Genomic DNA, 20,895 nt, shown 5'->3' on the forward strand with positions numbered 1-20,895 from the left:
AAATGAATGTAGTCAGGTGTCATTTTTTAATCATTCTTTGAAGCTCATTCAACTTTAAAAGTGCTTCTATCGGCGAGAGGGTGTTTACATCAACAAGTGTCAACTTCTCTCTCAATTCTTCCAGGCGTGGGTCGGCAGGTTCAAAGATGCTAAGTTGAAAATTATTTTTCGGCACTTCCTTTATTCTTTGCTTGTGTTCATGTGCTACATGATCTTTTTCAAGATGCTGCATAATTTCGCTTGCTCTCAACACAATTGGCTGTGGCATACCGGCCATTTGAGCCACATGTATCCCAAAGCTGTGCGCGCTGCCGCCCGGTTTTAGTTTACGTAGAAATATCACTTTGTTATCAACTTCTTTTACCGCCACATTGAAATTTTTAATCCTTGGGAAGTCCTCAGCGAGCTGGTTCAATTCGTGGTAATGCGTTGCAAAAAGGGTCTTTGGCTTGCAGGCATGCTGGTTATGCAAATATTCAGTGATGGCCCAGGCTATGGAAACGCCGTCATAAGTGCTGGTTCCGCGTCCAATTTCGTCCATTAAGATCAGGCTGCGGTCACTGAGGTTGTTCAATATACTGGCTGTTTCAGTCATTTCCACCATGAAAGTACTTTCACCCCGGCTAAGATTATCGCTAGCACCTACCCTGGTAAAAATCTTGTCAACCAATCCAATTGAGGCTGACTTTGCCGGAACGTAACTTCCCATTTGGGCCATAAGCACAATCAGGGCAGTTTGTCGAAGCAGTGCGGACTTACCGGCCATGTTAGGCCCGGTGATGATGATGATTTGTTGTGTGGAATCGTCAAGATATAAATCATTTGGGACGTAACTTTCGCCCAAAGGCAGCTGCTGCTCTATAACCGGATGCCGCCCGGCTTTAATATCCAATTCATTTCCCTCTGTCATTACTGGCTTGACATAGTTGTTTTTGCGAGCTGTCACAGCAAAAGAACTTAGCGCATCGAGCGTCGAAATGATGGTTGCATTCTGCTGGATGCAGCCCACATATTCACCCGCCGTGGAAATAAGTTCACTGAAAATCCTGAATTCGATCACCGAGATCTTGTCCTCGGCATTCATGATCTTCTCTTCGTACTCTTTGAGTTCAGGGGTAATGTACCGCTCGGCGTTGACGAGCGTTTGCTTCCTGATCCAATCAACGGGGACTTTGCTTTGTTGGGAGTGGGTGACCTCCAGATAGTAGCCAAAAACTTTGTTGTAGGCGATTTTGAGCGAACCTATCCCGGTCCTTTCTATCTCACGGTTCTGAAGTTTCAGTAGGTAATCTTTGCCTTCATAGGAAATTGCGTGCAATTCATCCAGCTCAGGATCGATACCGCTTTTGATCATCCTTCCCTGATTGGAAAGCACCGGAGCGTCCTCTCTTAATTCGTTATCAATCTTATCGATCAAAAAAGTACACGGGTTCAGTTGATCTGCAAATTTCTTCAAGATGGCCAAAGCAGGAGCTAACGCTTTTTTCACTCCATCCTCTTTTGAAACTTTCGCTTCCTCCTCTTCTAATAGTTTTGACAAAATATCTTTAACGGGACCGATCTGTTTGAGCGATTTTTTCAACTGCACCAATTCTCTAGGATTGATCCTTCGAACTGCAACTTTGGAAATTAACCTTTCCAGATCACCGATTTGCTTCAAATACTGGATTACCGATTCGTGAAGATCTTCATGATTGATAAAATGCTCGACTGTGTTGAGGCGCTCTTCAATAGGTAATTTGTCTTTTAAAGGTAATACCATCCATTTCCTCAGCATTCTGGCACCCATGGGCGTAACCGTTTGGTCCAGGATTTGGATAAGTGGCACGCCGCCTTCCTGCTGCGGGTAAACCAGTTCGAGGTTGCGTACTGTAAAGCGGTCCAGCCACACATATTTCTCTTCTTCCAGGCGGGTTATGCGGCTGATATGTGCAATCTCTTTGTGCTCGGTTTCCCGCAGATAATGCAGGATAACCCCTGCCGCAATGATACCCATTGGGAGCAATTCAATGCCATATCCTTTGAGCGTAGTCGCCTGAAAATGCGTGATAAGCTGTTCGTACCCGTATTCGTATCCGAAACACCAATCTTCCAGCTGGAAAGTATGATATTTCCCTCCAAAAAGCTGATTGAATTCCTGCTTGTGTTTTTTACAGAATAGAACTTCGGCCGGACCAAATCCCTGCAACATTTTATCAACATAGGCAGCATTGCCTTGGGATGTCATGAATTCCCCCGTAGAAATATCCAGAAAAGCCACGCCGTAAACTTCTCCTTCGCCCACATGAACAGCGGCGAGATAGTTATTTTTGCGAATGTCGAGGACATTGTCATTGTAGGAAACACCAGGTGTAACTAACTCGGTTACACCTCTCTTTACAATGCCTTTGGCGAGCGCGGGATCTTCAAGCTGGTCACAAATGGCGACGCGCTCTCCGGCCCGTACGAGTTTTGGAAGGTAATTATCGAGTGAATGATGTGGGAAACCAGCCAGTTCTTCATGCGCTCCGCCGTTGTTGCGGCGGGTGAGAACGATACCAAGAATTTTGGAAGCTCGTATCGCATCTTCCCCGAAAGTTTCGTAGAAATCCCCAACCCTGAAAAGCAGCAATGCTCCGGGGTACTTTGCTTTTATTTGGTTATATTGTTTGTTAAGCGGAGTTTCTTTGTATGCCTTTGCCAATAGAAGCTTTTTTAAACTGGGTATTTACAAAATTAAGCCTTCTGTCCGGTTTGGCAAGAACACGTAAATCTTTTATCAATCGCCTTTTTGCTTATTCGTAAAACTGTTTTGCTTCTTCGGCCGTAACTTCCCATACGTCCCCGGGTTTAGGAAAATTATCCTGTTTGTCGGCTAAAGAAATTTTTCCAATCGACCATCGTACAAGGCGTAGTGTGGGGAATCCAACGCCAGCAGTCATTTTGCGAACCTGGCGGTTTTTCCCTTCGCGCAACGTCAGCGAAATCCAGGATGTGGGAATGCTTTTGCGGAAACGAATAGGCGGTTCCCTTTCCGGGAGAAATGGCTCATCAATCAAATGAGCATTAGCAGGTAATGTGATATATTTCTTTCCGTCAATTGCAATACTGACGCCCGCATTTAATATTTCGCAAGCCTCGTCTGTTGCTGCACCTTCCACCTGGACATAGTAAGTGCGGGTATGCTTGTTCCGGGGTTCTAGCAGCTTTGTTTTGAGGTAATTATCGTTTGTCAGCAGCAGCAAGCCTTCACTGTCCGTATCGAGGCGACCAACCGGGTAAATGTCTTTTTTAAAATCAACTCCGAGATCGGCCAATGTTGCGTGCTCGCCTTCACGGGTAAATTGTGAAAGCATGCCAAATGGCTTGTAGATTAGGAAGTATTGGAACAATGGAAAAAGTACTTAACGAAATGATTTGTTTGTTTTCTCAACAACAGCTCCAAGATCCAATGTAAAGCCCGGCAACACAGGTTCGCCTGAAAGTATTATTTTAAGGCTATCGTAAACGACAACAGATTGATTCGGCTGGTATACGTAAACCTTTTTATCGAACCTATCTATCAGCCAGCCAAGACTGGTGCCAGTCTCGAGGTATTCATTCATTTTATCAAGCAAATATTTCAAATCATCTGATTTGGAGCGGATTTCTATTACAAAATCCGGGTATATAAGAGCAAATTTCTCTTGCTGTTCTTTGGGTAATTGGTTCAAACGATCCTCCTGTATATATGACACGTCGGGAGACCGAACAGATCCATTAGGTAGCGTAAACCCAGTTGATGAGTCGAATACTTCACCCAATTGATTTTCTTTATTCCAAATTCCCAGCTCAATCAAAATTCTTGAATTAAAGCCTCCTGTAAATATTCCGGTTGGTGACATAACTATAATATTTCCATGCGAGTCCCTTTCGAACTCTAGTGTGTCATTCATTTGGCAAAATTGAAAAAACTCCTCCTCGCTCATCAGGTCACCCATTTTCAAAGTCACTGGCATTTCAATGTTCATAACCTAGTATTTGATTCTGCTTTGATCAAAAATACGAAAATTTATCAGGTGAAGAAAATAGCATTGCGATTTCCTGTGACTGGAAAACACCTGAAGGATTACGCTATTTCCAGCCAAACCGGACAATGATCCGAATGTACTGCATCATTGTATTGCCTGCTGGCAATGATCCTGTCTTTCAGTGTATCTGCGACAGAGATGTAGTCGATGCGCCAGCCTTTGTTATTGGCTCTTGCGCCAGCGCGGTATGTCCACCAGGAGTATTGACGCAGGTCTGGGTTTTTGAAACGAAACGCGTCCGTGTAACCGCTTCCAAACCATTTGGTCATCCATGCTCGCTCCTCCGGCAGAAAACCGGATGATTTTTTGTTTCTAAAGGGATCGTGAATGTCAATCTCGGTATGCGCAATATTATAATCGCCGCAAATAATGAGGTTAGGTCTTTCTTTTCGCAGTTCATTGACCCAATCATAGAAATCAGCCAGAAAACTCATCTTCACGGCCTGACGGATTTCTCCGCTTGTACCGGATGGAAAATAGCAGTTAAGCAATGTGATATCTCCAAAGTCGGCGCGCAAAACCCGCCCTTCCATGTCATATACAGGAATTGAGCAGCCAGCCCTCACCAGGTCGGGCTTTATTTTAGAAAATATCGCCACTCCGCTATATCCTTTCTTTTCAGCAGCATACCAGCCGACCATTTCGTAACCCAATGTTTCAAAACCGGAAAGATCCACCACATCCGGCGTGGCCTTTACTTCCTGAAAGCACAGCACATCCACTGATTTTGTGCTTAACCACTCGATCAGCCCATTTTTTAGCGCGGCGCGGATACCATTCAGATTATAGGTAAGTATTTGCATTAAGTGGAGGATTTAATCAGTAAAGAGAAACTTGTTTTCCGGTATAAATGGATTTCCATTGAGACACATTTGGAAACATAGCCCACGCTTTGTAATTGCCAGTTGGCAGCTTTGTTTTAAAAAGAGAATACGAATAATTGTTACTGTAATAAGTCCGCGTCTTCAGGAACTCCGTAAAGGAATTGGGTACCGGAACCGCAGGTAAGACAATGGTAATGGCTGGCGAGGCAAGAACAAAATATTTTGGCCTCTGTGATACATCTCCGTAACCCAGCTCAAAACGATAATATTTGGACATTACATTATTATCGGTGTTTCGGTACTTAAATGCAGCATTAAAATTTCCTTTGAATTTTGTGTCATCATCCGCTGTCTGGGCAATCAGCCTTTCCTGATCGGGGATGTTGTTGAATTGATAAAAATCACTTAATCCACTCTTTTCGAGGTTATTGATCAAATCCTTCATCCTCGTTGGATGGTTCCAGAAAGGGATATCCCCAAATTTCTCTCCGGCAGTCAAAAAGGTTTTATAATTTTTCCAGAAATAGCTATCGATCACCAGATCATCATGCAGCTTCCGCACCTGAACGATTGATAAATAGTAGCTTACGAAATTTAATAACAGAAAAGCCAACATTCCCAAACCGGCTACTGTGCGTTTTAAAAACTTATAATCTTTGGTAAAAATGATTAAACATACATAAGAAATTGCCAGTAATGCAATGCCAAAGATCATATATCTCCTGGAAAATATGTTTCCTCCGTACATGAGGTAATTGGTAAGTGGCCTGCTGATTACGAACATGGCGCCGGTACCCATGACAAACATCATAGCGCCCCACAAAAACCAATCACTCGAAACCAATGTCCTTTTAATAATGATCCGCAGGAACCATGAAATAAATAAAACAGCCATTCCGGCTCCCAATAGAACACAGCAGATCAAATCAGTGTAAAAAGTGGATGCTACTGGATGCCTGATGTCCAGATAGAGCGCATTTCCCCAGAAACCAAAAAGAGATATGAGATTGAATAATGGATGCTTCCATACTTTCTCACCCGATGCCGGAATGATATAGTAGTCAAAAAGGAAGTAGAAGCAAATAATTGCAACAGCTGCGGCTACCCACCCGGACAACAGCTTATATCGTTTTTGAAAAAGCAGTAATGCTGCCCCAACAATCCAGGTTAGTAAGCCGCTGCCGCTGGTAAAAGTGGTAAGCAAAGCGGCAGTCAGACCTAAATAAAAGCCTTTATCATCTCTTTTTCCAATACAGTACGCCGTCAAAAATGCGAAAAGGATTAATGGGGTATTTTGCAATGCGGCAATTCCCCAAGAAGCGTTTTCGAAATAAACAAGGTTGAACAACACATATGGAATGGGTATGAAATAATACCAGGAGGCCTGTTCCTTTTTTAATGTACCGAATAACAGATAGGATATTCCGAGCAGGGATAAATTTCCTAACAGAATCTGCGTCTTAATGTTGACCGTTCCTGTCAAAAAAACCATGATCAACATCACAATTCTTTCGAAAGCAAAACGGTGCTGATTGACTTGTGAGAAGAGGATTTTCACACCGCTTATAAAATCAGGGGCGTGTTGAATATGGTATACGGATTCAAGCAAAACAAAATCGTCCGTATACGGAATATTGACGGTATGAGCGTCCAGAAGCAAATAAAAATAAACAATTGGAACGAGGATCAGGCCTAGCCCGGCACATTTCCTTAGGAGTTCCAATCGTTTAAAAAAAAATGAAGTGCAAAAAATCAGAAGCAGGACAATGACCAGTCCAAAATATTCAAATAAATGAGGGTTATCTAAAAATAGCTTCAAAATCTGGCAAAAATGTTTGTTGGGCTAGAACTACCGCGTCCCTGAAACCATCTGGCTTGTAATGTCCTTTTCGAAAGTGATGTAGCCGGGATAGTTGACCTGCTTTCCTGCAATGTCAAGGGTAGGTCTTACCTTCACTGTAAACTTTGTGGGCTTCGCATCTGACTTACCGGTCAATGACATGATCATATTTACGAATTGATCACGCGTTTTATCGTTTGTAAGCAGTTGATATGCATTTGCACTAAGTCTTACAGGGACCCGTGTTTTGCCTGTTCCTGGTAAAACTTCTATCAGTTGGTTCAGATAGCCATTAAATATCTCACTTTCCGAAAGCAAAACTTTATATTCAAGCTGATTGATCGCTGCACGCTTTTTGGTGGGATTTGTAATATCCACATTAACCCTAAGGTCTAATGGCACATTTTTCCTCAGCAGTCCGAGCGCAAGTCCGGGATATTTGGCCAGCTCAAAATCGCTGAAACTTTTGATATTTTTAAATTCCCTAACATCAATTCCAGCCAGGTATACACTGTCAACGGAACCGATATCATATTTACAATCCCCGAATGTTTTAGCCTCAGATACCTGACGGCCCACGCCACAACCGGTCAGCACCACCACAACCAGCATTATCGCCGCAATACAAATGTTCTTTTTCATTCCAAAGTTATTTTTCGCAAGTTAAACAGTAGGTACCAGAACGCATACTGTGTTTGAGGATTATTACTTTCCAGCTATATTTTTTGCAAGCCTTCGCACAAGCATCTACATTTGCAGACTTTATTTAACAACACAATTTATTATGGCGAGCTGGTATTTAGGAAAGATTCGGTATCAAAAAGAGGATGAAGCGGGAAGTCTCAAAACGATTAATGAGGTGTACCTGGTGGATGCTGTTTCTTACACAGAATCCGAAGCGAGGTTATACAAACAGATCGTTACCGGCGCCAGCGATTTCAGCGTTAGCAGTATCACGAGGATGCGTTTGGCCGATTTATTTGCGTATGAAGCGGGCGAACAATGGTTTAAAGCAAAGGTAATTTACTTTTCGGTGGACGAGAAAAGCGGTAAGGAAAAAAAGATCGTCAATTATATGTTGGTCAACGCTGACGGCATTCAGCAGGCACTCGACCGGATCAACGAGAGCATGCGAAACTTCCTGATCCCATACGAAACCACTGATATTAACCTCACTCCAATCCTGGATGTTTTCCCCTATACAGCGGAGGAAGAGGAAGCTGTTATTCCAGACAATATGAGACCACTTTCGGAATTAAAAGCAGAACGGGCCGCCGCAGAAATGGCATGATGAAAAATCCGGTTTCTCTGAAACCGGATTTTTTTAATCATTCACTTTAATCTCCTTGTAGACTTTGGTAACCACCAACATTGGCTCACGAACAACTTCAGTTAGTTTTAGTATCAAGTCTTTAGCATTGATTTCCGAAAGCAATTGATTGGGTGTCAGCAAATGCATATAGTCAAAGGAAATGGGAAGGCTCACTGCTGACTCCACAAATTCCAGGCCGTAGAGCGGGTATATGCTGAATGGCGTTTTGGTAAGCCAAATCTTATCTTTCACATTTGAAGTGGCATAAGCTAAATCATATTCCAGGCTCTCCAAACCAAAATCGGTTCGTTTGTTGCCGGTTGGAATGCAATAAGTGTCAAAATCTTCTTTATGCTGGGCTTTTGCCTCCGCGTCTGGCTTTAATTCCTTTACTACCTCATTGATCCTAATCTTCTTGCCGTCCTCATCTGTTCCGCAAAAAATGTATTTGCCGTCGGGAAAACCAATTACAAAATCAAAAGATTTGCCGCCCTCTCCATAGCTGCTTTCCTTTTTAAAACACATCGCGCCAGTCACAGGATCGACATATATCTTTATTTTTCCGTTTGTTTTTTCTGCTTTATTCTGATAATCAAAAATCAATGCGTGACTAAAATAGTATTGGCCCTTTTCAGGTTTCCACTGCGTTGCCCTTTGCTTATCAGCAACAATCTTGCTGATTACCTGTGCAAAACCGCATTGTGGAATAGCCAAAAAAGCCAAGACCACGACCAAATAAAATGAGTCCCTTTTCATGATTGCATCTGTTGATAACCTGTGCAATCTAAAAAGAGACTCATTAAAATTCTAAAACAACCTTTACATTTTCACAAACTCAACGCGCCGGTTATTGGCTTTTCCTTCAATTGTTGTGTTCAGCCCAGCAGGTTCCGCTTCTCCCTTGCCATCCGTTTCAAGCCTTCCGCCGTCAATCCCAAAATCCTTTGCCAATGCTTGTTTCACCGCCTCAGACCTCTTTTTTGATAATGCAAGATTGCTGCTTTCCTCGCCATCGGAATCGGTATGGCCAATGATCTTCACTTTTACAGCTGCATTCTCGGTCAAAACGCCTGCGATTTCTTTAAGTACCCCATACGATTCTGGCTTAATATTGGCGGAATTGACGTCAAACAAAATGCCTGTGGTTGAAAATTTCCCTTCTGTGATCAGTTTACTGCGGGTGTCGGGTGCACCTACTGCAACTCTCAGATTGCTAATGAAGTATCTGTCGTCAGCTTGATAATCTTTGCTTGAAAAGGCAATGAAATTGTATTTTGTTTCCGGATTAAATGCTCTCGGCAAATCCCAAACTTTGAAATCATCGACATACATTCTCAAACGTCCCTTCTGTCTCCAGATCGAAACCTTCACCACATTGTGATCCGGGGCATGGAATGCGGGGAAACTTTTTTCATTTTTCATAAGCGAATTCGCGGGCGTGTCCGAGAAGATATTGTATGCAGATAAGCCTTCCGTTCCGCCTGCGTTCTTGGGATGCAGGGCGATTTCCATCCCGTTTACCTTTTCTCCGTCGAATGATTTCCATTTTGTAAAATCTTTTGCTGCATTGCCAACTTCGGCGATAACGGCGCGGAAATAACCTGTGTAAAAGCTGAACTCGGAAGTAGAAGCCAGGTTAAATTCAAGTGTAAAATTTTCCGGTAGGCTGGTCACAAATTCTGGGTAAAAGACGCCTTCCGGGCCCAGCATCAGCCACTTACCTTCCGTTCCTTCGATGGTAACAACCTCTCCGGAAGAATTGGTATTCCATTTGGCGGGAAAATCACCGACGGCATCCTGAGAAAAATCTTCCGCTGCGACGACTTTCTCACCAGGAATAAAATCAAATTTGCTGTAAGACTTTAATGTGGGCTTTCCCGTTTTTGGCGGGGTCTCCGCGGTTTCGCTACCCTTATCTTTTTCCGCATTTGAAGCGTCGGCATTCTTATTGTCCTGGCTTGCGTTTCCTTTATTTTCGGCATCTTTTTTTTCTTTTTCCTTCTTCTTAAAAAGGTTACCTATCCCCTGTTCCACCGAATCGAAGCCTTTGTCGACGGCCTGGTCTACTTTTCTGTTGGCCCTATTTTCTGCCTGTCTCTCCACAACCCTACCTGGATCATTGATACGGATTTGTGCAAATGACATTGCTGAACAAAAAGTGAACATTACGGCTATGCAAACTGCTTTGTCTAAAATCTTCATGATTGAGTTGTTTATAAAACTTTACCATAACTACTTTACAAACATAGGTAATTAATTGAATCGGAGTTGATTATAAGGCATAACATGATCGTGTGGTAAGGAAGGTCGTCATTTAGCATTTAAGATTGTAAATTGCGGCCCAATTGCAGCTTTTCCATGAATCCTCAATTCGATCAAAAAACCATTAACCTGCAGCCCGGAAAGCGTATTTACTTTTCGTCGGATTTCCACCTGGGTGCCCCGTCACCAGCCAGCAGCAGGGACCGCGAAAAACTGATCATCCAATGGCTCGAATCCATTCGACACGATGCCCAGGTGATTTTTTTGGTAGGAGATATTTTTGATTTTTGGTTTGAATATAATACCGTCATTCCCAAAGGATTTGTGCGGTTCCTGGGCAAGCTGGCAGAGCTTTCAGACAACGGAATCGAACTCATCCTGTTCACAGGAAATCACGACATGTGGATGTTTGATTATCTCCCCAAAGAAATTGGTGCCCACATTTATCAGGATCCCATCCATTTTACTTTTGTAACCGAGCGGGGTCACAAAACGGCGCTCATCGGCCATGGCGACGGTTTAGGGCCCGGAGATAGGACTTATAAGTTTTTAAAAGTGATTTTTAAAAGCTCGTTTTTTCAATCACTTTTTCGGCTGGCTCACCCGGACCTGGGAATATGGATCGCTACCAAATGGTCAAAGGGAAGCAGAATTGCAAATGTTAATAAAGGGGAAGAGCGGTTTTTGGGAGAAGATAATGAATGGCTTTTTCAGTATTGCAAAACGATCGAAGCCAATGAACATCACGATTTTTATATTTTCGGACACCGCCATTTAATCCTGGACTTGCAGGTTAATGCAAAAAGCCGCTACATCAATTTGGGCGAGTGGGTGACACAGCAACATTACGCTGTATTTGACGGGGAAGATCTGACCTTAAAAAGTATACTCTCGTCATAATTAATTACCGCCGTTTTTCCTCGGAGCGTCCGCTTCGGGTACTGGCGGGATAAAATCCTGCTTGGTAATGTTCTCTCTCGGAGCCGTATTTAAGTCTTTCCTCCAATCCTTTTGCTTCAAATCGCCTTTCTTAACCGATTTGATAAAATTGGCCCAGGCAAATGGGTTAAGGAACGGAAATGTTGTCGCAAATCCCTTGTTCGCAGCTGACTCGCGACCAAATAGCAATTGGTCCATCGAATAGCGGTAATTGGTTTGCGCGTTATTTGGGACTTGCGCAGCCATTCTATTGATATAGTCAGGATCTGTACTTTTCGCCAATGCATCCCGATCTGCCTGATCAGGCAGTTTGAGGGCTAGAAATGCTTTTTTAAACTCTTCTTCTGTCGAATACGGATAAATAGTAACACCAGACAGCGTTACCACATCTTCCCTCAACGCAACAATAGCTGAGTAAATATCCGAATTGTAGCTTCTTGGCACGATGTGATATTGCTTTTTAAACCCCACATAACTAAAAACAATACTATCCCCAGGAAAAACCGGAATTGTAAATGATCCGTCACCTTTTGCAAGGGTACCGCGACCTGCATTCACAATAAAAATTGTAGCACCCGGAAGCCGCTCGGTCGACTTTCCACCGACGACGACACCCGAAAATATGATTGCTTTTTGTTCACCCTGAGCATATAAATCCCGGACACCCAATATTCCCGCCACAGCCAAGAAAAGTATTAAAAAACTCCGTTTCATTCCTTCCAAATCAAGATAATATGCTCACTCTCAAAGCTATTCAAAAAAACACTTGTAAAAGCTGTTCCCGATTAGAACGAGCTGGTTACATTGGCATTGCCTGCACCAGACTATAAAGGCACTTTGATCAGGAAAATAACTTTAAAAAGGTAACAATAAATGGTGCCGACAACAGTAATCCGTCAAAACGATCTAAAAAGCCACCGTGCCCCGGTATGCTGCTTCCAGAATCTTTGATTGCAATGCTTCGCTTAAATAAGGATTCTACCAGATCACCGTAAGTGCCAACAACTACAATTATAGCCCCTATACAATACCATTTCCAGGGTTCGAAGGTACGGAAATAATGTCCGAGAGCAAATGCAATCAAAGCTGCAAAAGCGGCGCTGCCTATCGCTCCCTCCCAAGATTTCTTTGGCGAAATGCGCTCAAACAGCTTTCTCTTGCCAAATTTCGTCCCTGCAAAATAACCGCCAATGTCAGAAGCCCAAAGCAATAACAGACTTCCCAGTACGATTTCATAATTGTAATGTCCTCCGCGTAATGCCATAACAATGATCAAGGCAAATGGCAACGCGACATAAATTATTCCCAAAAACGTAAAGCCAATGTTGGTAAAAGGTTTCAGATCATTCTTTTTGTAAAGCTTAATAAAGAAGATCATCGACAATAAAGGACTGATCAGAAAGTAGTTTTCAAACTGCACGATATCCTGTTCTATCAGATACGCAAGTAAGATCATAATTGTGCCACAGAAGGTGCCATAATATGTCAATGGCTGATTTCCATCGAGACCAAGCAGTTTGTAAAACTCAAGCTGCGTTAAGGAACTGAGGGCGCAAAAGAGTAGTAAAAAGGTGAGTTCGCTGTAAACGATGCAAGTAATGATAACAAATACGCCTGCAAGTGCGGTGAGGGTTCGTTGCTGTAAATTATTCAGAGTCCTTAATCGCGTCTTCATCGGTCAGTATTGTTTGGGCCCGGGACAAATCGCCGGCTGGCACATGAACTTCGCACATTCCGAAAATCGGGTAACTGCTGTCTTTCCGATCTACTATGACCGCTGCTATTCCATTTTGTTCGAGAATTTCCCGTGCGATCTCGGCCCGGATCGGTTGTGTGCTTTGATACGCCTTAACCCAATTTTCATCCATTATGACATCATTAATATGAGTAATTCAATCTTTTACAGTGGCCGGAATATTTTGCAGCGGACTGGCCATCCGAATAAATCGTAATATTCCGAAAGATAACACCAGAGAACCCAGAACCATCAGATAAGGCATTGATTTGGTTTCTTCAATATTGATGTTGACCAGCTTAATATTATGGAGATACATCATGACCAACACAAACCCATTGTTGACAAAATGCGCATATACAGCCACCCATAAGCTTCCGGTCCAGTAATACAAATAGCCAAATAACGCACCAAGCATCATTCGAGGAAGAAATCCATAGAATTGAAAGTGGATTGCGCTAAAAATAGCTGCCGAGATCCAGATAGCCACATGCGGATTGCTTAGTTGCTGTAAAAGCTTATTTTGGATTACGCCTCGAAATAACACTTCTTCCCCTAAGGCAGGCAGTAGTGTCACGACAAACAATGCGATTAACAACTGGCTAAAATTTGTATAACTTGTTAGGAATGAAGTCAATACCGAAAGCTGATCTTCCTTTTCACGCATCCAGATTTCCAGTCCTGACCACGCATCGGGCAGTTTCATAGCCGCATTCCACTCAATGAATTTGCTGTTGATAGGTATAAAAATCAGGACGAGGAGAAATGCTAGGAGCCAAATTTGTAGGGAAGGGCTTTTCTTGAAATTAAATTCACCAATCGCCCTGCGTTCTATATAAAACCAATAGACGAGGGACGGCAGCAGGTAAGAGAAGAAATGTACCGTGCCCTGGAGGATCATTAATGCGTACCAACCATTTGGTACTTTCGCAGGATTGGTGATTAGTTGGCTGAGTAGCCCGGATATACTTTCCGCGTCAGCGGACAGAAACATAGCTAGGATCATCAATGCCAAAATGTTACCGACAGCCATCCCAATAAGCACAAAGCCAATTAAAACCAATAAACTGCCCCAGGTACCAGGCACGCGCGAAACAAGATGATCCAGGTTACTATTTTGCATAATTGATGTAAATTTACAGTTTATTATCAATTTAAAAATATGGGGTTAACAGTCGGAGGGCGGACGAGAAGATGGAAACAGTGGCCTGGAAGACCTTTTAACCCACGTTGAAACTGAAATGGTTAAGATTGGAAATATAAAACTTGGCGACTTCCCCTTACTCCTGGCACCGATGGAGGATGTGAGCGACCCGCCGTTCCGTGCCGTTTGCAAGGAAAACGGGGCCGATCTGATGTATACCGAATTTATATCATCGGAAGGATTGATACGTGATGCCGCCAAAAGTGTGCAAAAACTGGATATTTTTGAGTACGAACGACCCGTCGGGATCCAGCTTTTTGGTAGTGACATTGAAACAATGGGTTCCTGTTCCGAAATCGCTTCCCGCGTTAACCCCGACCTGATCGACATTAATTATGGTTGTCCGGTCAAAAATGTTGCCTGCCGTGGAGCTGGCGCTGCACTATTGCAAGACGTACCCAAAATGGTAAGGATGACGGAAGCGGTGATTAAATCAACGCATTTGCCCGTCACGGTGAAAACAAGGTTGGGATGGGACGAAAGTACCAAAAATGTACAGGAAGTTGCCGAGCGACTGCAAGACATTGGAATCCAGGCGCTCTCTATTCACGGCAGGACCAGGGTTCAAATGTACAAAGGCTCGGCCGACTGGACTTTAATAGCCCGGATCAAAGAAAATCCACGCATTACAATCCCGATCTTCGGAAATGGAGATGTGGACACGCCTGAAAAGGCCTTGGAATACCGTGACCGTTTTGGCGTTGATGGCATTATGATTGGAAGGGCGACCATTGGAAATCCGTGGGTATTCAATGAAATCAAACATTATATGAAGACGGGCGAAAAATTGGCCCCTCCCACCATGGAGCAGCGAGTCGATGTTTGCCGCAGGCACCTTGAATTTTCGATCAAATGGAAAGGCCCAATTGCTGGTGTATTTGAGATGCGCAGGCATTACACCAATTATTTCAAGGGTTTGGAACATTTCAAACCCTATCGCATGCGACTAGTGGAAGCAATGACTTTTGAAGAGCTCGAAAGCATTTTAAAAGAAATCTCGCACAATTTCGACGAAGTAACATGTTGAAGGTATCCGTCAGCAATTCCGGCTCCTCTGAACATTCAGACGCTTCTTTTACCAGAACCATCGATATCAAGCAGGAAAAAAATGATTGGTTCATCGATGATCAACCATTTAACGGCGACATTGCACGACTGAGTGACACACGTTTTCACATTATCTGGAATAACAAATCCTATAATGTGGAGGTACTTGAACAGAATATCGCAGAAAAAACCATCCATCTGCTCATTAACGGCGTCCATTATTATACAACTGCAAAAGACCGCCTCAACCTTCTGCTGGAAGGAATGGGCTTGCAAAACAATGCTGCCGACAAAGTCAACAATGTGAAAGCGCCGATGCCTGGACTGATCCAATCGGTAGCGGTAGCGGAAGGTGATCAAATCAACAAAGGCGATAAACTGCTGGTATTGGTTGCCATGAAAATGGAAAACATCATTAAGTCTTCGGGAAACGGGGTTATCAAATCCCTGAAAGTAGCTCCCGGGGAAATCGTTGAAAAAAACCAGGTATTGCTCGAGTTTCAATAAAAACTTGTTAATCTGAATGTCCCGGGCTTATTTTACGCACGAAAACACCTACATCACCATCATGCCCGAACCAAAATATAAACGTTTATTACTTAAACTCAGCGGAGAAGCACTAAATGGAGGAGACAAGGGTCAGGTTATTGACTTTAATATCCTCGACAATTATGCGCGGGAAATTAAAAGAATTGCGGACGTCGGGGTTCAGATTGCCATTGTTATTGGTGGAGGTAACATTTTTCGGGGAGCTTCGGTAGAAAAATCAGGGATTGACAGGGTTCAGGGTGACCATATGGGAATGCTTGCCACCGTGATTAACGGCATGGCTATCCAAAGTTCTCTTGAAAAACATGGCATGAACACGCGCCTGATGTCGGCCATTAAAATGGAGCAGGTTTGCGAACCATTGATCCGCCGCCGGGCGGTTCGTCACCTCGAAAAAGGCAGAGTTGTGATTTTTGGCGCAGGAACCGGAAACCCATATTTTACGACAGATACGACTGCTGGCCTTCGCGCCATTGAATCCGAATCAGAGGTTGTTTTAAAAGGAACCCGGGTCGACGGCGTTTACACGGCAGATCCTGAAAAAGACCCTCTTGCGACCAAGTATTCGCAGCTGACATTCGATGAAGCTCTGTCCAAAAATCTCAAAATTATGGACCTTACCGCTTTTACCCTTTGTAAAGAAAACAATCTCCCGATCATCGTTTTCGACATGAACAAGCCAGGTAACCTTTATGATCTGGTGATGGGTGAAAATGTTGGTACTTTGATATCTAATTAGCAGAAACCGTAATATTTTACCTTAACACCAATGGAAGAAATAGAATTGTATCTGGAAGACGCCAAGGACACTATGGAAGGCGCCATCAAACACCTTATTATTGAATTGGGCAAGATCCGCGCCGGGAAAGCATCACCACAAATGCTGGAAGGCCTTCAGATTGATTATTACGGTTCAATGACACCGCTGCAAAATGTGGCGACGATCAATACGCCCGATGCAAGAACGATTGCCATCAAGCCTTTTGAAAGGAAAATTATTAATGATATTGAAAAGGCGATCCGCAATGGTAATCTTGGGTTTTCTCCTTCCAATGACGGTGAAATGATCCGGATCTCAGTCCCTCCGTTGAACGAGGAGCGCAGAAGAGAGCTGGCCAAGCGTGCAAAAAATGAAATTGAAACCGCAAAGATCAATATCCGTAACATTCGTCAGGATGCCAACAACTCGCTGAGAAAACTGACCAAGGAAGGTGTTGCCGAGGATTTGATAAAACTAAGCGAAGACCGCGTCCAGAAACTGACGGACGGATTTGTATCCAAGGTTGAACAGATCTATTCTGCCAAAGAAAAAGAAATTATGGAAGTTTGAACATTCCAGCCCTTAACAGCAAAAAACCCGCTTTCGCGGGTTTTTTTTTAACTTAAATTATTTGGTTGCACTAAAACCTTCAAAGCCCCGGTGATTGGATTCTTCATACAATCGCTCTGTGGGCAGGTTGCGGAAGTAATCGTAAGTAATCCGCAAACCTTCTTCACGCGAAACTTTTGGCTCCCAACCCAGAATTTCCCTCGCTTTGGTAATGTCTGGCTGGCGTTGTTTTGGATCGTCTTGCGGAAGTGGTTTGTAAACGACTTTTTGAGTTGTTCCGGTCAGTTTGATAATTTCCTCAGCAAACTGGCCAATGGTAATTTCGCCCGGGTTACCAATGTTGACAGGAAGCGAGTAATCGCTCATCAACAATCGAAAAATACCCTCAACCAGATCATCCACATAACAGAATGAGCGGGTTTGCGAACCGTCGCCAAACACGGTAATGTCCTCCCCCCGTAATGCCTGACCAATAAATGCCGGCAACACGCGTCCGTCATTCAAGCGCATCCTGGGACCATAAGTATTGAATATGCGTACAATCCGCGTTTCCAGCTCGTGATAACGGTGATAAGCCATTGTGATCGCTTCCTGATAACGTTTTGCTTCATCATAGCAACCTCTTGGCCCGATCGGGTTCACGTGTCCCCAATATTCTTCGGTCTGTGGATGCACCAATGGATCACCATAGACCTCCGAAGTAGAGGCAATGATAAAACGTGCCTTTTTAACCCTCGCCAAACCAAGCAGGTTGTGCGTTCCCATTGCGCCAACTTTGAGCGTCTGGATAGGGATTTTAAGATAATCTATCGGACTTGCCGGTGATGCGAAATGCAAAATGTAATCCAGTTCCCCCGGGACGTGCACAAATTTTGTAACGTCGTGATGATTGAACTCGAAATTCGGATCGGGCATGAGGTGTTCGATATTACGCATATCGCCTGTAATGAGATTATCCATCCCGATTACATACATACCTTCCTTTAAAAATCTTTCACAAAGGTGAGAGCCTAGAAAACCTGCGGCTCCGGTTATTAGTACACGTTTCATTAAAATGAGGTAGGTTAGATGTAAATACTAGGTTTCGTTATGCAGGAATCACGACTTCCCGGCCGATACTATAATAGGTATAACCCATTTCACGCATCTGATCCAGTTCGTAAAGGTTTCTACCATCAAAAACCACTTTGTTTTTTAGCAACTTACCCATTTTCTCAAATTCAGGTGTGCGGAACTGCGGCCATTCTGTGAAGATCATCAGCGCATCCGCATCATCCAATGCAGCGTAAGGCGTATGGCAAAAAGTAACTTTGTCACCTAAAATACCCTTAACATTATTCATTGCTTCCGGATCATATACGGTAATTTTCGCTCCGGCTTCCAGCAAGGCCTCAATATTTTCCAATGCAGGTGCCTCGCGGATGTCATCGGTATAAGGTTTAAAAGCCAATCCCCAAACAGCAACGGTTTTCCCTTTCAGATCGCCATCAAAATAATTTTTGACCATTGGAAGAAGCTTTTTCTTCTGGTCATAATTAACTGCCATCACCGATTCGAGGATACGGAAATCGTAATTATAGTCCTTGGAGGTCTTGGCAAGGGCCTGAACATCTTTGGGAAAGCAGCTTCCCCCATAACCAATACCGGCAAAAAGGAAACGCTTACCAATGCGGCTGTCTGTTCCAATACCACGACGGATATCATCCACATTCGCCCCCACTTTCTCACAAAGGTTTGCGATCTCGTTCATGAAAGTAATTTTCATGGCAAGGAATGAATTGGCGGCGTATTTCGTCATTTCAGCGGATCTCTCATCCATGAAAATAACCGGGTTACCTTGTCTTACAAGCGGTGCGTAAAGCTTCTCCATCATCTTCTTGGCTTTTTCAGAAGATGTACCTACAACCACGCGATCGGGTTTCATAAAATCTTCCACTGCCACGCCTTCTCTCAGGAATTCAGGATTAGAAACGACATCGAAATCCACTTTGGCATTTTTAGCAATCGCATTATGCACTTTTTCGGCAGTACCAACAGGCACGGTACTTTTATCAATGATCACCGCATAGGTTTCAAGAATATAACCCAGATCATCGGCTACTTTAAGGATATATTTCAAATCAGCAGAACCATCTTCTCCCGGAGGAGTGGGAAGCGCAAGGAAGATAACCTGTGCGTCTTTTATTCCCTCGGCGAGATTAGTTGTAAAAACCAGTCGGCCTTCCGCAACATTACGATCAAAAAGTACATCAAGACCAGGCTCGTAAATCGGAATGTCGCCTTGTTGCAAACGTTCCACCTTTCTGACGTCAATGTCAACACAAGTTACCTGGTTGCCCGTTTCGGCAAAACACGTCCCGGTAACCAAACCAACGTAACCTGTTCCTACAACTGCGATTTTCATAAAAATGTGATAATAATGATATATAACGTTATGTAACTTTTTACAAGAGAGTTAAAATTGCACTTAACCAAGTCCTTCAAGCACTGACGATTGCAAAAGTAATTTTTTTAGCCGAATGTTCGTTGCTATGGATTCTGTTTTGTTCGTTCACAGTTAGTGAATGAATTCTATTCTACTTATCATTGAGAATTACAAATATAATCATCAACGACTATGCACATAGCAAATTCAAGTTTAACTGAGACCCAGAGGGAAGAAACCTGCAATCTGATCAAAGAGACGGTCAAAGACTTTGCAGCGATTCACATCAAGCCCAACATTCGGGCATGGGACGAACTACAACAATTCCCGAAAAATCTTTTCAGAAGTTTGGGTGATTTAGGTCTCATGGGCATGCTGGTACCCGAAGAATTCGGTGGTTCAGGATTGGGTTATAAAGAATATGTTACGGCAATTGTCGAGCTCTCCAAAGTAGATCCCTCCGTGGGGCTTTCCATGGCTGCACATAACTCGTTATGTACCAATCATATATCTATGTTTGGCAATAATGACCAAAAACACCGGTATCTTCCCAAACTAGCGAACGGCGAATTTGTCGGCGCATGGGGCTTGACTGAACCAAACACGGGTTCGGATGCAGGCAATATGCGCACGGTGGCCGTAAAAGACGGAAATGATTGGGTGATCAACGGTTCCAAGAACTTTATCACAAACGGAATGAGCGGCGATGTTACGGTGGTGATCACCCGCACCGGTGAGCCGGGGGATAAACACGGCGCTACTGCATTTATCGTAAAACAGGGTACTGCCGGATATACTTCTGGAAGAAAGGAAGATAAGCTGGGAATGCGCGCCTCGGAGACCGTTGAATTGATATTTCAGGACTGTCGCATTCCGGACAGCCAGCGTCTGGGCGAAGTGGGGGATGGATTTATCCAATCCCTGAAAGTACTTGACGGCGGACGTATATCCATAGCCGCACTTGGCGTGGGAACGGCTCTGGGCGCATACGAAGCCGCACTGGCTTATTCAAAAGAACGGAAACAATTTGGTAAAGCGATCTGCGATTTCCAAGCAATCGCATTCAAGTTGGCCGATATGTATACCGATATTCAGGCATCATCATTACTTACTTTCCATGCCGCAGCATTGAAAGATGAAGGTCATAAAGTGACCTTAGCGAGCGCTGTAGCCAAATACCATTCTTCAGAAACGGCTGTGCGCGTAGCCAATGAAGCCGTTCAGATATTTGGGGGATATGGGTTTGTAAAAGACTATCCGGTAGAAAAATTTTATCGTGACAGCAAGCTTTGCACCATTGGAGAAGGCACCAGCGAAATACAGAAAATGGTAATATCAAAGGAAATATTGAAAGATTAACATTTTCTGAACCATCCATC

Annotated in this window: 21 protein-coding genes; 7 read left to right on the top strand and 14 right to left on the bottom strand. The window is 43.6% G+C overall.

All coding sequences use genetic code 11. The features are described 5' to 3' along the window. Positions 1–19: 19 nt before the first annotated feature. The 6 genes from mutS to FHS68_RS13305 form a co-directional block, all read right to left on the bottom strand. Positions 20–2,683 carry a DNA mismatch repair protein MutS gene (mutS, locus tag FHS68_RS13280; RefSeq protein WP_167270747.1) on the bottom strand — a complete coding sequence of 888 codons (2,664 nt, stop codon included), beginning with the start codon at positions 2,681–2,683 and terminating at the stop codon, positions 20–22. 91 nt (positions 2,684–2,774) lie between these two features. Then, positions 2,775–3,335 carry a pseudouridine synthase gene (locus FHS68_RS13285; RefSeq protein ID WP_229211878.1) on the bottom strand — a complete coding sequence of 187 codons (561 nt, stop codon included), beginning with the start codon at positions 3,333–3,335 and terminating at the stop codon, positions 2,775–2,777. 48 nt (positions 3,336–3,383) lie between these two features. Then, positions 3,384–3,989: a Uma2 family endonuclease gene (locus tag FHS68_RS13290; protein WP_167270751.1), complete on the bottom strand. Its 606-nt coding sequence runs from the start codon at positions 3,987–3,989 to the stop codon at positions 3,384–3,386. A gap of 98 nt (positions 3,990–4,087) precedes the next feature. Further along, the gene (locus tag FHS68_RS13295) at positions 4,088–4,852 is read right to left on the bottom strand and encodes an exodeoxyribonuclease III (protein ID WP_167270753.1); all 765 of its coding nucleotides are present in this window, start codon (positions 4,850–4,852) and stop codon (positions 4,088–4,090) included. A gap of 16 nt (positions 4,853–4,868) precedes the next feature. Beyond that, positions 4,869–6,692, bottom strand: coding sequence for a hypothetical protein (locus FHS68_RS13300; protein WP_167270755.1), 1,824 nt, complete (start codon positions 6,690–6,692; stop codon positions 4,869–4,871). A gap of 30 nt (positions 6,693–6,722) precedes the next feature. After that, the gene (locus tag FHS68_RS13305) at positions 6,723–7,355 is read right to left on the bottom strand and encodes a hypothetical protein (protein WP_167270757.1); all 633 of its coding nucleotides are present in this window, start codon (positions 7,353–7,355) and stop codon (positions 6,723–6,725) included. A 142-nt stretch (positions 7,356–7,497) separates the two neighbouring features. Between FHS68_RS13305 and FHS68_RS13310 the strand changes: the two genes are divergently transcribed. After that, entirely contained in the window at positions 7,498–8,004 is a 507-nt protein-coding gene (locus tag FHS68_RS13310) for a DUF4494 domain-containing protein (RefSeq protein WP_167270759.1), read from the top strand. A gap of 33 nt (positions 8,005–8,037) precedes the next feature. On the opposite strand, the gene FHS68_RS13315 is transcribed toward FHS68_RS13310, so the two are convergent. Then, positions 8,038–8,781: a hypothetical protein gene (locus tag FHS68_RS13315; protein WP_229211879.1), complete on the bottom strand. Its 744-nt coding sequence runs from the start codon at positions 8,779–8,781 to the stop codon at positions 8,038–8,040. Positions 8,782–8,844: 63 nt separating this feature from the next. After that, entirely contained in the window at positions 8,845–10,227 is a 1,383-nt protein-coding gene (locus tag FHS68_RS13320; protein WP_167270761.1) for an OmpA family protein, read from the bottom strand. A 156-nt stretch (positions 10,228–10,383) separates the two neighbouring features. Here FHS68_RS13320 and FHS68_RS13325 point away from each other — a divergent pair, with 156 nt between their 5' ends. Continuing rightward, entirely contained in the window at positions 10,384–11,187 is an 804-nt protein-coding gene (locus FHS68_RS13325) for a UDP-2,3-diacylglucosamine diphosphatase (protein ID WP_167270763.1), read from the top strand. Here the strand turns inward: FHS68_RS13325 and FHS68_RS13330 are convergent, their stop codons facing one another. From FHS68_RS13330 to FHS68_RS13345, 4 genes are all read right to left on the bottom strand, one after another. Continuing rightward, positions 11,188–11,940, bottom strand: coding sequence for a carboxypeptidase-like regulatory domain-containing protein (locus FHS68_RS13330; RefSeq protein WP_167270765.1), 753 nt, complete (start codon positions 11,938–11,940; stop codon positions 11,188–11,190). 127 nt (positions 11,941–12,067) lie between these two features. Then, positions 12,068–12,901 carry a phosphatidate cytidylyltransferase gene (locus tag FHS68_RS13335; protein ID WP_167270767.1) on the bottom strand — a complete coding sequence of 278 codons (834 nt, stop codon included), beginning with the start codon at positions 12,899–12,901 and terminating at the stop codon, positions 12,068–12,070. After that, a complete protein-coding gene (locus FHS68_RS13340) occupies positions 12,873–13,094 on the bottom strand; it encodes a putative signal transducing protein (protein WP_167270769.1) in 222 nt (73 codons plus the stop codon). The genes FHS68_RS13335 and FHS68_RS13340 overlap by 29 nt, the downstream gene beginning before the upstream one ends. Positions 13,095–13,118: 24 nt before the next feature. Beyond that, positions 13,119–14,084, bottom strand: a complete 966-nt coding sequence (locus FHS68_RS13345; protein ID WP_167270771.1) for a CPBP family intramembrane glutamic endopeptidase — start codon at positions 14,082–14,084, stop codon at positions 13,119–13,121. 118 nt (positions 14,085–14,202) lie between these two features. Here FHS68_RS13345 and dusB point away from each other — a divergent pair, with 118 nt between their 5' ends. The 4 genes from dusB to frr all read left to right on the top strand — a co-directional run bounded on the left by dusB (position 14,203) and on the right by frr (position 17,091). Next, on the top strand, positions 14,203–15,192 hold the full coding sequence (gene dusB / locus FHS68_RS13350; RefSeq protein WP_167270773.1) for a tRNA dihydrouridine synthase DusB: 990 nt from the start codon (positions 14,203–14,205) through the stop codon (positions 15,190–15,192). Further along, positions 15,186–15,719, top strand: a complete 534-nt coding sequence (locus tag FHS68_RS13355; protein ID WP_167270775.1) for an acyl-CoA carboxylase biotin carboxyl carrier protein subunit — start codon at positions 15,186–15,188, stop codon at positions 15,717–15,719. The genes dusB and FHS68_RS13355 overlap by 7 nt, the downstream gene beginning before the upstream one ends. A 61-nt stretch (positions 15,720–15,780) precedes the next feature. Beyond that, a complete protein-coding gene (pyrH, locus tag FHS68_RS13360) occupies positions 15,781–16,500 on the top strand; it encodes a UMP kinase (RefSeq protein WP_167270963.1) in 720 nt (239 codons plus the stop codon). A 30-nt stretch (positions 16,501–16,530) separates the two neighbouring features. Then, positions 16,531–17,091, top strand: a complete 561-nt coding sequence (gene frr / locus FHS68_RS13365) for a ribosome recycling factor (RefSeq protein ID WP_167270777.1) — start codon at positions 16,531–16,533, stop codon at positions 17,089–17,091. Between the two features lie 57 nt (positions 17,092–17,148). Here frr and FHS68_RS13370 read toward each other — a convergent pair whose 3' ends face one another. Further along, positions 17,149–18,141 carry a UDP-glucuronic acid decarboxylase family protein gene (locus tag FHS68_RS13370; RefSeq protein ID WP_167270779.1) on the bottom strand — a complete coding sequence of 331 codons (993 nt, stop codon included), beginning with the start codon at positions 18,139–18,141 and terminating at the stop codon, positions 17,149–17,151. A gap of 37 nt (positions 18,142–18,178) precedes the next feature. Continuing rightward, complete coding sequence (locus FHS68_RS13375) at positions 18,179–19,495, bottom strand: UDP-glucose dehydrogenase family protein (protein WP_167270781.1); 1,317 nt, start codon at positions 19,493–19,495, stop codon at positions 18,179–18,181. Positions 19,496–19,708: 213 nt separating this feature from the next. On the opposite strand from FHS68_RS13375, the gene FHS68_RS13380 reads away from it, so the two are divergent. Then, a complete protein-coding gene (locus FHS68_RS13380; protein ID WP_167270783.1) occupies positions 19,709–20,875 on the top strand; it encodes an acyl-CoA dehydrogenase family protein in 1,167 nt (388 codons plus the stop codon). The last annotated feature ends 20 nt before the right edge of the window (positions 20,876–20,895 follow it).

This window comes from Dyadobacter arcticus, from assembly GCF_011762185.1.
GTDB lineage: Bacteria > Bacteroidota > Bacteroidia > Cytophagales > Spirosomataceae > Dyadobacter > Dyadobacter arcticus.